This window comes from Luoshenia tenuis, assembly GCF_014384745.1.
Classification (GTDB): domain Bacteria; phylum Bacillota; class Clostridia; order Christensenellales.
The window spans coordinates 122758-138263 of record NZ_JACRSO010000001.1; the positions used below are offsets into that span (position 1 = coordinate 122758).

General features: G+C 56.6%; 12 protein-coding genes. 2 read left to right on the plus strand and 10 right to left on the minus strand.

The window, feature by feature from the left end; translation table 11 throughout:
* Window positions 1–100: 100 nt before the first annotated feature.
* The gene (locus tag H8699_RS00595; protein ID WP_138295519.1) at window positions 101–460 is read left to right on the plus strand and encodes a helix-turn-helix domain-containing protein; all 360 of its coding nucleotides are present in this window, start codon (window positions 101–103) and stop codon (window positions 458–460) included.
* A 128-nt stretch (window positions 461–588) separates the two neighbouring features.
* Here H8699_RS00595 and H8699_RS00600 read toward each other — a convergent pair whose 3' ends face one another.
* The 10 genes from H8699_RS00600 to adhE form a co-directional block, all read right to left on the minus strand.
* Window positions 589–2286, minus strand: a complete 1698-nt coding sequence (locus tag H8699_RS00600) for a hypothetical protein (protein WP_249284010.1) — start codon at window positions 2284–2286, stop codon at window positions 589–591.
* Complete coding sequence (locus H8699_RS00605; protein WP_249284011.1) at window positions 2283–4367, minus strand: efflux RND transporter permease subunit; 2085 nt, start codon at window positions 4365–4367, stop codon at window positions 2283–2285. The genes H8699_RS00600 and H8699_RS00605 overlap by 4 nt, the downstream gene beginning before the upstream one ends.
* 22 nt (window positions 4368–4389) lie before the next feature.
* Complete coding sequence (locus H8699_RS00610) at window positions 4390–4986, minus strand: TetR/AcrR family transcriptional regulator (protein WP_249284012.1); 597 nt, start codon at window positions 4984–4986, stop codon at window positions 4390–4392.
* A gap of 237 nt (window positions 4987–5223) precedes the next feature.
* Entirely contained in the window at window positions 5224–6489 is a 1266-nt protein-coding gene (locus H8699_RS00615; RefSeq protein WP_249284013.1) for a cation:proton antiporter, read from the minus strand.
* Window positions 6489–7097 (minus strand): TetR/AcrR family transcriptional regulator, encoded by a 609-nt coding sequence (locus tag H8699_RS00620; protein WP_249284014.1) that lies wholly within the window; start codon window positions 7095–7097, stop codon window positions 6489–6491. Before H8699_RS00620 ends, H8699_RS00615 begins: the two co-directional genes overlap by 1 nt.
* A gap of 158 nt (window positions 7098–7255) precedes the next feature.
* A complete protein-coding gene (locus tag H8699_RS00625) occupies window positions 7256–8722 on the minus strand; it encodes a 4Fe-4S dicluster domain-containing protein (protein ID WP_249284015.1) in 1467 nt (488 codons plus the stop codon).
* A 21-nt stretch (window positions 8723–8743) separates the two neighbouring features.
* Window positions 8744–9916: a SpoIIE family protein phosphatase gene (locus H8699_RS00630; RefSeq protein WP_249284016.1), complete on the minus strand. Its 1173-nt coding sequence runs from the start codon at window positions 9914–9916 to the stop codon at window positions 8744–8746.
* Window positions 9913–11625, minus strand: a complete 1713-nt coding sequence (locus tag H8699_RS00635) for a [Fe-Fe] hydrogenase large subunit C-terminal domain-containing protein (protein ID WP_249284017.1) — start codon at window positions 11623–11625, stop codon at window positions 9913–9915. The genes H8699_RS00630 and H8699_RS00635 overlap by 4 nt, the downstream gene beginning before the upstream one ends.
* Complete coding sequence (locus H8699_RS00640) at window positions 11622–11867, minus strand: (2Fe-2S) ferredoxin domain-containing protein (protein ID WP_138295511.1); 246 nt, start codon at window positions 11865–11867, stop codon at window positions 11622–11624. Before H8699_RS00640 ends, H8699_RS00635 begins: the two co-directional genes overlap by 4 nt.
* 126 nt (window positions 11868–11993) lie before the next feature.
* Complete coding sequence (adhE, locus tag H8699_RS00645) at window positions 11994–14606, minus strand: bifunctional acetaldehyde-CoA/alcohol dehydrogenase (RefSeq protein WP_249284018.1); 2613 nt, start codon at window positions 14604–14606, stop codon at window positions 11994–11996.
* A 325-nt stretch (window positions 14607–14931) separates the two neighbouring features.
* Between adhE and H8699_RS00650 the strand changes: the two genes are divergently transcribed.
* Window positions 14932–15474, plus strand: coding sequence for an HdeD family acid-resistance protein (locus tag H8699_RS00650; RefSeq protein WP_249284019.1), 543 nt, complete (start codon window positions 14932–14934; stop codon window positions 15472–15474).
* The last annotated feature ends 32 nt before the right edge of the window (window positions 15475–15506 follow it).

A 15506-nucleotide genomic window follows, 5' to 3' on the forward strand; every position in this document is an offset into this window, starting at 1 on the left:
AACCAACTATACGTTGGCGGGTGGCAGACGTGTTCTCATCTTGTCAAAATCTGTCGAATTTCGTATGATCTTACTAGTTTAAAACGAAAGGCGGATTATTATGGAAACGAACGAAACCCTGGCCGCTAACGTCAAAAAATACCGGCAGCGTTGCGATCTGTCCCAAGAGGAATTTGCCAATACGATTGGCCTGAGTCCCTCCCATCTGCGCGAGATCGAACATGCGCGCGGCAACCCGACGTTAGACACGCTGGACAGAATCGCCAAGGGATTGGAAGTAACGCCGGAAGCGCTGCTGTTTTCCGGGTTGGGCGAGATGCCGGAGGACAAGCAGGCGCTGATCTGCTTTTTGACCAGCGAGATCAACCACTTTTTAAAAATCCCCGTCAGCAAACGGCTCTTTATCGTACGTCTCTTCGAATATCTTCTTGTTGCACTCTCTTATAACGGCGAAGAGTAACTTCATTCAAACATTTAAAAGAAATGCGACCCGGCTCTACCAAACAGCGCGGGCTTTTTAAGGCTATCTATAGCAAAACCCTCCAGGCAAATGATTGCCCGGAGGGTAAGTTACCAAACTACGGTTTGCTAATTCCAGCGGAACAGGCCCAGTAACCGGTCGAACCAATTCTCTTCCGCTTCCGGTTCATCCGTTTCCTGTGCGGACTGTGCCTCGACGCGGATGGCCGCGCTCTGCACCACAAACTGAACCGACTGCGGCGCGACGCCCTGCGCAGAGGCAAAGCTGGTATAAGCGATCTCTCCATCGCTCTGGGGCAGCATCTCCTCAATCTGCTCCCCAGCCTCCTTGATGCCCTCATACAGCTGCCCCTGCCCGTCGCTGAGCGTTTCCGCCTGATCAGGCAACTGAGAGACCGCCTCGTTTAGCGTTTTTGCACCATCTTTGAGTTCGCTCACGCCCGAGGTGATCTGCGCCTGCCCGCCTTTAAGTTCATTAAATCCGCCCAGCAACTCCCTCGCGCCGTCCGGAAGCGCGGCGAGGCCGTCGCTTAATTCGCCGTACTTTTCGATCAGCGTCTGCAGGCCCGCTTGCGCCTCGCCGACGCCCTGGGCCGCACCGCCCAGCTGGCCGGAAATCTGCGTGATGGCGCCATCCAGCTTCAACGCTGCCATAGCGGCCTGGGCGGCCTGCAGCGTTTCCTGGCTAGCCCCGGGCTGCTGCGCGGCCATGATCAACTGCTGGAACTGCGCTTTTTCTTCATGGGTCAGGGCCAGTTGCCCCATCGCCTGTACGGCCCCTTCAAACCCCTCGGTCAATTGGGAGAAGTCGCCCGCCTGGGCCATGCCATCTTTTAGCTGCTGTGCGCCCTGGGCCAGCTTTTCCAGCTCCTCAATATAGGTAGAAAGGCCATCGGCATAATCTTTCATCCCGCTTTGCAGGGCTTTTGCGCCGGCATCCAGCTCCCCAGTACCGCTGGCCAGCCCACTCGTCCCTTCAGCCAGCTGGTCCATGCCCTGGGCAAAAGCCTGCGTGCCGTCCGCCAGCTCCTTGGCGCCATCCTCCAGCTGCGAGAAGCCCTCTTTCACCTCATCCGTATCAAAATAGCCGGACAGGTCCGCCGGCATCATCGCCGCGCTGATCCCGTCAAACGCAAAATCCCGCGCTGAAAGCTCGATGCGGAAGGTGCCCGAGCGCCCCGGCAGCAGCGTAAAAGCCAATTGTTTGCTCTGACCGGTGACTACCTGCGTAGCCCCCTGGGCCGCCACCACCTCGGCCTTGCCCATATCCACCGGTACGGTGACCTGCAGCATGTATCGCTCTTGATAGATCGCATCAGCGCGTTCATTCGCCTGGGCGGCGATCTCGATCTCCACCTTGCCGGTGGCGCCCGCCAGCTGCTGCGGCTCTACTTTTTTGCCATCCAGCCAGTAGTTGATCTGGAAATTCCAGGGGATCTCGCCGCTTTCCAGCGTGCCCTGATAGTAAAAGCCCTCAGGCATGGCCGGCAGGTTCCAGACGATCTGCTCGCCGCTCTGGGCGGGGAGGGTATCATCGGTCATATTTTTAATTGCCGTATAGCGCCCGTAATCCGTATAGCTTCCTTCCTCGGGCACCAAAAGATGATTGACTACCTGGATGCCCTGCTGGTTCCCCTGGCTGTCCAGCGTCACGTAAACCGTTTCATCCTTTACAACCGGTTGGGCGTTTTGGGCTTTTTCCATCTGTGCGGCCGCCTGTAAATTGCTATTCCAGGCACAGGCGGCGCACAGGATGCCCGCCAGCGTCAGCTGTGTAGCGCGCTTAAATGTATTTTTCTTCATCATGCCTTTCCTTTCTCCAGGGATTGTTGCTTTTTTCTACGCCAATGCCAGGTCGTCTTGCCGATCGCTTTATCAAACAGTACCAGCAGCTGGGGCAGCAGCGCCACCACCAGTATCCCGCTGAGCGCCGCGCCGCGGCCGATCAGCATCCCCAAATCGCTGACGCCGGGGATGGAGGAGACAAAGCCCTCCGTAAGCCCAACAGCGCATAAGATACCCGCGGAAGTTAAAATCGTGCCTGCCGATGCCGCCACCGCGCTGACCGCAGCGGCCCGTTTATCCTGTATCCTGCGGAAGTCCAGGTAGCGGTTGGTCAGCAGTATCGCATAATCAATGGTCGCGCCCAGTTGGATGGCCGATACGATCATATAGCCGATAAAGGAGATCGCCGCGCCCTGGAAGTAGGGGATACACATATTGATCCAAATCGAAAGCTGAATGACGAACACCAACAGCACCGGCAGCAGCAGTGAGCGGAAGGTAAACAGGATAATCAGCGCTACGATGCCGATGGCCACCGCGTTGACGATGGTGTAATCGCTCTCCACCAGCGCCTTGATCTCCGTTATGCTGGTGGGCTGCCCCAGCACCACATAGCCATCGGGATAATAGGATTGCAGGGTGCCCTTGATCTGTTCTACTGCCGCATAAGTCTCCTCGCTCTCCTGCGGGAGATCCAGCATCACGACCATGCGCGCGTAATGGGGCCCTTCAAACTGCTCCAGTACGCCGGCGGGCAGCATCTCATCGGGGATCCCGACCCCCACAGAGGTGGCAAGGGACTGCACCTGGCGCACATCCTCACGGGCTGTAAGCGCCTGTGCCAGCTGGTTTTCCTTCCCCCGGTCGCCCTTTTCCACCAGTACCACCAGCGGATTATAGGTGCCGAAACGCTCCGCGATCTTTTCCTGCTCCTGCGCGATCTGCGTACCCTCGCTAACCAGCAGCGAAGTTTCCCCATAAACAAAGCGGTTAGCGCCCTGCCCTAAAAATGCAGGGATGGCAACCAGCAACGCCAATGCTAAAATAGGCCAGCGCGCCTTAAGGATCCCGCGCCCCAGTTTCTCAAACCGCGGCAGGAAAGGCCGGTGCGCCGTCCGATCCAACCCTTTGACGCAGACCAGCGCCAGGGGTGGTAACAAAAACAGGACGCAAAGCAGGCTGATGACGATCCCCTTGCCCAGCACCAGGCCCATATCTGCGCCAATGCCATATTGCATGAACATCAGCGCTACAAAGCCGGCCACCGTCGTCAAACAGCTGGCAAACAGCGAAGAGCGCGATTCCCGCAGGGCTATGTGCATCGCCTTTGCCGGTTCCAGCCCCTGCCCGCGGCACTCCCGGAAGCGGTGCAGCAGGAACAGCGAATAGTCCATGGAAATGGCCAGCTGCAGCAGCGCCGCCGTCATTTGAGTGATAAAGGAGATGTCCCCAAGCGCCAGATTGGTGCCCATGTTGATCAGCACCGATACGCCGATCACCGCCAGGTAGAGCAGCGGCTCCAGCCAGGACGACGAGGACAGGATCAGGATGCCGATAAAAATCGGCATCAAAAACAGCGAGATGGTGGCCAGCTCATTGACGGTAGCATCCCGCATGGCTACGGCGTTGACCGATGACCCCGAAAAGCTGGCCCCTTCCCCAACGATCGCGCGTATGCCGTCCAGCGCCGCCTCTGTTTCCAGCGAATAGTCGTCTTGCAGAAATTCCACCTGAAAAAGGGCCGCGCCCTCTTTATAGTATTGCTCCAGCAGCGCCGGATCGGCCTGCTCCAGGGGCTGATAGGCGTCAATCATATCGTCGGCAAAGATCACGCTTTTTACCCCTTTGACCTTGGCGATCTGCTCCTTTAACGCCACTGCCTCCTGAAATGATACATCCTCCACCATAACCTGGGCCGCGCCGCTAAGGCCGAATTCTTCGTCAATGACCGCCATCGCCTGGCGCGTTTGGCTGCTTTCAGGCAGATAAGCGCTCAGGTTATAGTTTACGCTGACCAGCGGCCAGAGCATCAGGCAGATCAGGCACAGCGTCCCAAACCCGATCAGGACGCTCCACCGCCTTTTAAAATACTGGTGCTTCATCGTTCCTCCATCCTCTTGTCCCCTATCCTTTCATTCTCTGGTCAACATCTTTTAGCATAATGGCCAGCAGCTGCCCAAACAGCTTTTCCATGCGCGTGGGATCATCCCCACAGGTATCCATAATCGTAAAAAATCCATCCACGATGGTCTTGGCCAACAGCTCGGGCAAAAACCGGTCCCGCGCCTCAACCGGTACAAGGGGAAAAAGCTCCTGCTCAAAGCGTTCGACAATGCGCTGGATCAGCCGGTCGTACGCGCTTTGATAGGGCGAGCCCTCGCTTTTAAAAAGCAGGATATAAAACTTTTGTCCATAATCCCGCGCCAGCCGGATGATCTCCTGGGCGATCTGGGCCACCGGCAGGTTGTGCGGCGTCATCCCCCCAGCGCTGCCGATGCGCTTATCGATGACGATGACCGATTTAAGCTGCTCCCACGCAGGGCGTACCAGCGCATCGAACAGGGCCGCCTTATTATCGTAATAGCGGTAGATATTTCCCACCGTCATCTCGGCCTTGGCAGCGATCTGCCGCATCGACGCGTCCTTATAACCCCTGGCGGCAAATTCCCGCAGGGCCACGGACAAGATCTTATGGCGCGTTTCCTCTTTTAAATATTGCACTAGTAAACTCCTGTTTATTTTTAGATATTTTATCATGGAGAAAAAGTACGATTCAACCGATAAATCAAACAAGTGTTCATTATTCGTTGAATTTACAGTTTGTTCATAATAACAAAGCAGCGGTGCTTTGCCTTCTCTATTGGATGCAAAGTACCGCTGCCGGAATCCTCATCTGGATCAGCCCAGCTTTCCAGTGTGTAGCGTTTTCTCTTTATACGATGCACGCATGTCGCAGCCTCATTCTGCTTTCGGCTGTAGTTGAGCTTCTCCATCTGCATCATCTTTGCTTTTGTTCAGCTCGCCCGCCCATTCAAAGCCCTTTTTGGCGATAATGACCGCGATCACCTCGTTTATCACCGCCGCCGCGGCGATCGTCCCCTGAATGATCTTGGCGCATGCCGGCGCGGGGCCGCTGAGCGTGGAAACCGCAATGCCGGTAAACACCAGCGATACGCCCGAATGCGGCAGGAGCGTTAGCCCCAAATACCGTTTGACCGTCAAGGGCGCCCGGGTGATATGCGCCCCAAAATAGGCGCCAAAGTATTTGCCACAGGCCCTAGCCAGAATGTAAACCGCCGTATACAGCCCCGCGCCCAAAATCAGATGATAATCCAGCGGCGCGCCCAGGTTTAAAATGACCACGATCATGGCAAACCCCAAAATTGGATTGAAGGCGTGCATGATCTGCTCCAATCTCTTCTGGGGAACGATATTGGCAAAAGTAGCCGAAAAAGCCATGCCGATCAGCATAAAATTGAGCCCGGCATCCCCCAGCCAATAGGTATTGACCATAAGCCCGATGGCACAGGAGAGCAGCAGCATAGCGATGAGCAGCGCCAGCGTGGCCGCCCGCCCCCGCTCTTTCTTCAGCACCCAGCCGGCCAAAAGACCGGTTAAAACGCCGATCACCAACGGTAGCAGTACCGTGAGCACGATGATATAGGCCGGCATCTGCTGCTCCGAAAGGCCGGCGGAAACGATGGAGATGGTGGAAAAAAATACCACCACCGCCACCATATCGTCCAGCGCCGCCATGGGGATCAGGGTGCGGGTCACCGGCCCGTCCGTATGGTATTCCCGCACGATGGAAAGCGCCGGCGCCGGCGCCGTAGCCAGCGCGATGCCGCCGAAGATCACCGCCAGATAGAGAGGAACGCCGGCGAAGTAAAATACCGCGCCAAACACCAGGGTAACGACCAAAAAAGCGCCCATGGATTGGGTCAGGGTGGTGATCAGAATCTGCCGCCCCGTCTTTTTGATCTTGCTCCACACCAGTTCTGTACCGATCAGAAGCCCTACGGCGCACTCCAGGCAATGTACCGCTACAGTGTACCAGTTCTCTTGCATCATAGCCTCGTCCAGCAGCGCAAAAGCGTGGGGCCCCAGCAGCATGCCGGCCAGCAGCCAGCCCAGGATAGCGGGCAGACGGAGTTTAGAGACCAACTTACCCAGGATAAAAGCCGCAAAGATCGTTAGCGCCAAACGTAAAAGCATTAAAAACATCACGATTCACCCCTTGCAATGCCGTAGAGCATGAAATCCAGAATACGGGCCAGCTTCGCCTCATGATCCTGCACCTTATCCGAGAGGCTGGCCCCCTCATAGGCGGGGCTGGCAAAATAGCCGTTGAACATCTCCTGTACGATGGTGTAGTACTCCAGCGCTTCCTGCTGCGTCACGCCCTGGCGCAGCGTCAACTTCTCCAGCGCACGGCAGTAGATCTCCTGGTTAAAGGCGTCAAATTCCGCCTTTCGTTCGCGGATCGCCTGGGCAAGGTGCTTGGGCGGCTGCAGCACCGCCTCAAAAAACACTTGAGAAAGGCCGGGATTCTCCGAAAAAAAGCGATAGCGCAAGCCCATGTACTCCGCCAGCGCACCGCCCGTGCTATGCTGTTTGACATACGCCATAAAAGTTTTAAGCACGGCGCTGACGCAATGCAGGTAAATATCATCCTTATTTTTAAAGTTATGGTAAATAAGACCCTTGGAGATATCATGATTTTGGCAAATGGTGTTCAACGTGGCGCCCTCGTATCCCCGCTCGCCAAACTCTTCCAGCGCCGCAGCGATGATCTTTTCCCGGGTCAACTCCGTTTTTTCCGCCTTCTTCACGGCTTTAGGCTCCTTTAGTTATATTATAGACCAATCAGTCTATAATAGAGGATATCATAAATAGACCGATCGGTCAATAATAAAGCAAATCGTTTCGATGATGCAAAAAGCCGCAGGGTAAATACCCTGCGGCTTTTATATTGCACCTATACAAAAAACTATCGTTCCATCGAAATTTTTTCCATTCCATGCTGGGCGAGATTCTCGCCAATCGTGCGGCCATCCGCCTCGGCCAGCAGCTTTTTGCGGGTCTGCTGATACAGCCGCTCGTTTTGCACCATGGCCGGGCCGCTTCCGCAGCCGCCGATGCAGGCCATACCCTCGATAAAGTCCGCCGGGAATTTGCCGCTGGCCAGCATCGCCAGCGCCTTTTTGCATTCCGCAGCGCCGTCGCAGCGGTGCGCCACGATGGAAGGCGTCGTCCCCAGCTGTTCGGTCAGCGCCTGGAGCACCGCCCCGGTCACCCCACCGGACTGGGCAAAGCCCTTGCCATAGCGGGAGGCATCCTGCTGGCTGTCCTCGCACTTTTCAGGATCGATGCGCTTGGCGTCAAACATCGCCAGCAATTCCTCGGCAGTCAGCACGCAATCGGCGCCGCCCTCCACCGTTTCATCCTGGCACTCAGTCTTTTTCGCCACGCAGGGGCCGATGAAGACCACGCGGGCATCCCGCTCCTTTTCCTTGATCCAGCGCGCCGTGGCCACCATGGGCGAAACCGTATGGCTCATGTTGGGGATCAGGGCGTGATAATGCTTGCGGATCAGCTCCACAAACGCCGGGCAGCAGGAAGTGGTCATCTTTCCGCCGGCCTCCACCCGCTCCAGCAGCTCTTTGGCTTCGTGCTGGGCCACCGCGTCCGCGCCCAGGCCTACTTCGATCACATCCGTAAAGCCCAGCAGCTTGACCGCGGTCTTGAGCTTGCCCATGCTGGCGTTCGGGCCAAACTGGCCTTCCAACGCCGGCGCGATGATAGCATAGGTAGGATAGGGACTGCGGATCCATTCAATCGCCTTTAGCATATACGAGCGGTCCGAGATCGCACCAAAGGGGCAATCTCGCATGCAGGCGCCGCAGGATATGCACTTTTCCTCCTGAATCTCCGCCAGCTTATCCTCGTTGATGGAGATGGCGCCTACCGGGCAGGAGCGCTTGCAGGGCCGTACCAAGTCCGCAATGGCGTTATAGGGGCACACCTGGGCGCAGCGGCCGCACTCACGGCATTTATCCGGGTCGATATACGCGCCCCGCCCCGTCATGGTGATGGCGCCAAAGGGGCAGGCGTTCATGCACTTTTTGGCCAGACACTTCTGGCAGTTCTCGGTGACGCGGTAGCGGTTGATAGGGCAGCCCTCGCAGGCCGCAGGGATCACGGTGATGACATTCTGGCGGCCTTCCGGCTCCTTCATCCCGCTGGGCAGCTTGCCGGTGGCCAGACGCACCCGCTGGCGGATGATCTCCCGCTCTTTATACACGCAGCAGCGGAAATGGGGCTGAGAGCCCTGGATCAACTCCCCCGGAATGGCCTCCAGATGCTCCTCATTTACCTGATCGGTAAACGCCAACTCAGCCACACGCCGCAAGGTCTGGTACTTATTCTTTTTGGCATCGTTTTCTACTTTAACCATGCTGCTCTCCACTTTCTCCCCTTAGTAGACCGAAATCTTGACGTTTTTCCCCATCGCCCGCATCAGGTCCGCCAGCTCGTTTAGCAGGCGCATTTTAATGCTCAGGTCCATCGGCAGGTTGGGGTTTTGGTGGGCGGGGTTGATAGCCTTGCCGATAAACAGATGCAGATCCGTACATTCCTCCAGCAGCATTCTGGCCAGTTTGGCCGCGCCGTTATCCGCATCCAGCGCGCTCAGGCTGAGCGGGTCTACCTCGCTGCCCTTGATCTGGCGCAGGATCTCCAGCGTGCGGTTAATGGTCAAAACGCCCTCGGTCACCAGGTCCACGCCCTGCATGTAAGCGATCGGCGGGATCAGCGGATCGGTAAAGTCCAAAGAGGTGCGCACCTCCCGGTGCAGCACGCGCCCGGCGATATTGGCGCTGGTGCCGCCGCATACCACCCGTTTGGCGTTGCCGCGCATCCAGTCCCGCACCAGCTCTTCATCCTTGGCTTTATCCTTGGGCGGGCCGGAGAACAGGTTGACCACCTGCTGAGGGACCACCTTGGCCATCAGCACGGTCGAATCGTCGCCGGGCTTGGACATGTAAAAGTTATCGATCACCTGGATCAGCGAGGAAACCGCCCTAGGTACGGACAGGTCGCGCCGCGCCAGATCCAGGCAATAATTGGAAACGTTTTCCCAGCCCCAGCCCAGGTTCAGAATCGCGCCCACGCCTGCATGGATCACCCCATCGCTGATCAGCGTGAACATATCGCCGATGGCGATATCAAACCGGCTCTCCCGCACAGTCTTCCCTGCGATCTCGCGGATCTCAAAGGGCGGCTCGATGATCTCGCCTCCCCGGATCATGACGCAGGCGGGGTTATCGAACTCCACGAGATAAGCGCGCCCATCGTGATACAGCTGCAGGATGCTGAAGGTGGAGTAGGCCACGTGGCGCACCTTGCAGATCGGCAGCGTCTGGGCGATGGTCTCCACCGCCTCGTCCACCTTAGCGCCCTCTTTGAGCATGGTGATGATGATCTTACTGGTCAGCGAGGAAAGGATGTTGGCCTTGACCCCGCTGCCCAACCCGTCCGAAAGCACAAGGATATCCGAATCTTCCGTGCGAACGATCTCCACTTTATCGCCGCACAACTCCTCGCCAAACTTGTTCAGGCTCTTATAGCCGATATCCATATGCATCATCATAATTGCGATTCTCCATTATGAATAATCATGGTCTTCAGCTTGGTCAGCGTGGCTTTGGTCTCCGCCGTGGTCTCACCCAGCAGGCTTGCGATCTCCTGGGCGGCGATCATCTGCTTGTCGATGACCTTCTGCGCCATATCCATGGTATCCACCCGCAGCTGGTACAGCGCTTTTTCCTGCTCCTCATCCTGGGTCACATCGTTTAAGATGCCCATGACGCCATGCTGTTTGGGCAGGTAGACCAGCGTTTCGCGCACCACCACGCCAAATTCGTCCAGCTCGCGTTTTTTATCGGTGACCGCATCAAAGTTCTGCAACACGTATTCAAAATCCGTCGCGTCCATAAACTCGTAGAGGGAGCGCTCCAGCGCCTCCTGACGGGAGACCCTGAACATCTTTTGCGCGGCGCTATTGACCTCTTTGATCTTCATTTCCTCATCGACGATCACGATAGCGTTGGGCGTAGAATCCAGCACCACATTGCTCATGGACTGGGCCGCCTGGCACATGTGCGGCAGGCACATGGACAGCTCCGCCTTGCCCTGGAATACCGCGATGGCCTTTTCCCTGCAGGAGGGATACCCGCACGAGCCGCAGTTGAGTTCATCCATCTTGCTCTCCTTGCCGATGGAGCGCAGGATCGAACGGATGGTCTCTTCATCCGGCTGGGCCAGTTCCTTGCGGCGGTTGACGAACACCTTGCCAAGCGAGATGGCCTCCTGCTCCGGGATCGTCCCCAGAGGCTGGGCAGACTTTTTGGCGTACTGTTCTACCGCCAGCGCGCCGGTAAAGCGGTTGCGCTTTTCTTGGCCGGCTTTGGGTCCGCCCATGCAGCTGCCCTGGCAGATATTCATCTCGATCAGGCACCCGTGCAGCTCGCCCGCCTGAATGGCGCGGAACAGTTCTTTGCACTCCTCCGCCCCTTCCACGTGCAGGGTCTCATATCCTGTCAGGCCACGGGCCAGCGCGTTTTGGATAACGCCCGCGCAGGTAGGATACATCCGGGCCAAGCCTGCATCCGGCCCGTCAAAGGGCGCGGCATCCAGCGCGTTTAAGTCGATCCCCTCTTGCCAAAACCACTTTTCCATGTCCTCAAAGGTCAGCACCGCGTCCACATCCTCGTGGCGCACATCCTCAGCCTCGGCCATTTTAGCGATGCACGGGCCCACAAATACCACCTTGGTATCGGGGGACTCGTGTTTGATCAGCCGGGCGTGGGCGATCATGGGCGATACCAGCGGCGCCATGGTGTCCACCAGCTCCGGATAGTGCTTTTCCACCAACTCGTTGACCGAGGGGCAGCAAGTGGTAATGATATTATCCATCTTGCCGGTTTTGGCGATCTTGACCAGCTCGTCAGAGACCATCGCCGCGCCTTCGGCCGTCTCCCGCACCTGCGCAAAGCCCAGGCGTTTGAACGCAGCTACCACCTTCATCGGGTCATCGGCGCCAAACGAGCCGATGAACGAAGGTGCCAGCGATACCGCCACGGGATGGTTATGCTCCAGCATATCCCGTACTTTATCCACTTCGCTGCGCACAGCCTTGGCATGCTGCGGGCAGGCCTTAACGCAGGCGCCACACCAAATACACTCGTCCTTTAAAAGCTCGGCCTGTTCATGGTTGAACCGGATGGATTTGACCGGACAGACCCTTAAACATTTATAACAATTTTTGCAATCCGCCTTCATCGATTCGATCGGGTTCATGCCTCAATCCTCCCCAAAACCTGTTCGTTAAAAAAGCTCTCGGTGGTCGCAGGGCTAAGCGAGAAAAACTCCTCGCCGATCTTCACGCACACACCCTCCGTGCAGCGGCCCATGCAGAACGACCCCACCAGATTCACCTTATCTTTCAGGTTATGCATGGCGATAAGCCGCTCCAGGATCGCGATAATGTCCTTTGACCCCTTCAAAAAGCAGGAACTCCCAATACAGATTACGATATCCATGTTACCCTCCGTAAAAAAGAGGGAGACGGCCTTTTTAAGACTGTCTCCCTCCTAAAATGTTAGCCCATTTACACGTCTTTAGGCAAGTTAATCATAACGCCATATGCACTTTGCGCGCAAGCGCTATTATTTTCCTTCGTACGCGCGCTTTAAGATGGTCTCCAGCTCAGACACGCGGGGCTGTTTCGGGTTCGCCGTGGTGCACTGGTCTTCGTAGGCGTGGTCGGCCAGGCTGGGCACGTTGGCCATAAAGCTGGCCTTGTCGACCTTGCCGGTCTCCGCGATGGACGAGGGGATGTTTACCGTCTTCATCAAATCGCGGATGGCGGCGATCAAGCTCTTGACGCCCTCTTCCACCGTCTTGCAGGGCAGGTTCAGTGCTTTAGCGATCTCAGCATATTTCTGGTCCGCCACAAAGGTCTCATACTTAGGCCAGGTGGAGAACTTATTGGGCTTCTGCGCGTTGTACTCGATGACGAACGGCAGCAGGATCGCATTGGCGCGGCCGTGGCTGATGGGATACTCGCCGCCCAGCTTGTGGGCCAGAGAGTGGTTGATGCCCAGGAACGCGTTGGTGAAAGCCATGCCCGCCATGCAGCTGGCGTTATGCATCTTTTCGCGCGCCACCGCATCGTTGCCGTTCTTATAGGCGCGGGGCAGGTATTCAAATACCATCTGGATAGCCTTGATGGCCAGCGCATCGGTATAGTCGGAAGCCAGAACCGATACATAAGCCTCAATGGCGTGGGTCAGTACGTCAAGGCCGGTATCCGCCGTGATCGTGGGCGGCAGGCTCATCACGAACTCAGGATCAATGATCGCCACATCCGGCGTGAGCTCATAGTCGGCCAGAGGATACTTAATATCCTTCTCCTTATCGGTGATAACTGCGAAGCTGGTCACCTCGGAACCGGTACCGCTGGTGGTGGGGATCGCCACCATCTTGGCGGTCTTGCCCAGTTTCGGGAACTTGTAGACGCGCTTGCGGATATCCATGAATTTCAGCTTCAAGGCGTTAAAGTCGATGTCCGGGTTCTCATAGTACAGCCACATACCTTTAGCCGCGTCCATGGCGCTGCCGCCGCCCAGGGCGATGATCACATCGGGCTTGAACAGGCGCATAGCCTCCGCGCCGCGGTATACCGTATCCACCGAGGGGTTGGGCTCAACATCCGAGAAGATCTCGCAGTGCACGTACTGCTCGCGTTTGCGCAGGAAGTAGAGCACCCGATCCACGAACCCGAGCTGCACCATGCCGGGGTCGGTCACGATAAAGGCCCTGGAAATGTCGGGCATCTTGCTCAGATACTGCGTCGCACCCGGCTCAAAGTAAATGCGCTCCGGTACTTTAAACCACTGCATGTTGACTCTCCTTTTCGCTACCCGCTTCTTGTTGATCAGGTTCACGGCCGAGACGTTCGAGGTCGTGGAGTTGTGGCCGTAGCTGCCGCAACCCAGCGTCAGAGAAGGCAGGTTGGTGTTGTAGATATCGCCGATGGCGCCCTGGCTAGAAGGCGAGTTGATGATGAGGCGGCCCACATGGATGCGCCGGGCATAGGCCTCGATCAGGTCCTTACGCTCCTCATCGCAGTGCAGCACGGCCGAGTGGCCTAAGCCCCCGAATTCCACCATCTGCTCGGCACGGGTGATGCCCTCTTCCTCGCTGTTCACTACAAAGTAGGCCAGTACGGGGCTGAGCTTCTCGCGGCTGAGCGGATACTCGGGGCCTACGCCCTCTAAGCGGGCCAGCAGGATCTTGGTATCCGGATCCACCTTCAGGCCCGCGCCCTTGGCGATCTCATAGGCGGATTTACCTACGATGGCCGCGTTGACCGCGCCTTTTTCCAGGTTGATCACGTATTTTTCGAGTTTGGGGCGCTCCTCGTCGTTCACGAAGTAGCACTTATTCTCCTTCATAAAGGCTTCAAAATCGGCGGCGATCTCTTTATCCACGATGACGGCCTGCTCAGAAGCGCAGATCATGCCGTTATCAAAGGTCTTGGAGAGCATCAGGTCCGTCGCCGCGCGCTTGAGGTTGGCGGATTTGTGGATGTAGCAGGGCACGTTACCGGGGCCTACGCCCAGCGCCGGCTTACCGGTGGAATACGCCGCCTTGACCATGCCCGCGCCGCCCGTGGCCAGCACCATGGATACGCCAGGATGATTCATCAGGGCATTGGTCGCCTCGATGGCGGGGTGCTCGATCCACTGGATGCAGTCTTCCGGCGCGCCGGCCTTGATGGCCGCGTCCCGCACGATGCGGGCAGCCTCAGCCGAGCAGCCCTGCGCGGAAGGATGGAACCCAAAGATGATGGGGTTACGGGTCTTCATGCAGATGATCGCTTTGAACATCGTGGTAGAGGTAGGGTTGGTCACCGGGGTAACGCCCGCTACGATACCTACGGGCTCGGCGATCTCCTCATAATCCTCATACTCGTTCTCATCGACCACGCCAACGGTCTTGTTATATTTAATGGAGTGATAGATGTACTCGGTCGCGAACATGTTCTTGGTGATCTTGTCCTCATACACACCGCGGCCGGTCTCCTCAACCGCCAATTTGGCCAGCTTCATGTGGTTATCCAACCCCGCCATGGCCATGGCTTTGACGATCGCATCCACCTGCTCTTGGGTATAGAAGACGAACTTTTCAAGAGCCACCTGCGCTTTGGCCACCAACGCGTCCACTTCAGCCTGAACGTTGACCGCGGGAGCCGCCGCCTGTTTCTTCTCTGCCATGAATGAAACCTCCTCTTTCTTGCCTTCACATGTATTTGTGATTTTTTTATCAATCTTTCCCACGCGCTTATTGTATAATATTGCGGCGGACCTGTCAATGCCTTTTGTTAAATTTTTATCAAACTTTCGATTTTTCATAGAGTGCGCTATTTTTACAGGGGTTTTCCCCTGCCTGGCAATGTTAACGGCAGGTTGATCTTCATATCATTTTAACGAAAGAATACGCAAAACACCCTTGCGTAACGATAGTGGATAGCGTACCATAAGTACATGGACGGCGATGCGGCAAAGCGGTAACATCTCCGTTTTAAATGGAGGCGGTTTTATGTTCGATCATTTTTCTTTTACAAAATGGGCCACGCTTTTAAGCGGATTTCTCATCATCATTCTGGGGATCGTCACGCTTTTCTGGTCCACAGGCGCGGCGGCGCTGCTTACTGTGCCCATCGGCATCGCGCTGGTGATCACGGCGGTGGTTTACGGCCTGTTGTACTACGCCTCCACGAAAACCGATCTGGGCGGAAAGGGCATGCTGCTGGCGCAGGGGTTGATCTGTTTGGTGATCGGGCTGATTTTCCTTTTCAACCCCCGGGTTACGTTGATGGCTTTTTCCGTTTTCTTGGGCATCTGCCTATTGGTCTATGGCGCCATCACGGTAATCAACTGGATCTTTTCCCGCAAGGTATATGCCCATAAATCCTGGGGCCGGCTGATATCCGGCGCAGCCTTTGTAGCGGTGGGCCTGTTTTTGGTGCTCTCCCCCGGCGGGGCTACTTATATCCTGACCAGCGCCATCAGCCTGCTATTGGTAGCCGGCGGCGTTTCGCTGATCGCCGAATATTTCACCTGGAGCAAATTTTTAAAATAGGCTTAAAATAAAAAGAGGCTATGCTTTTATGC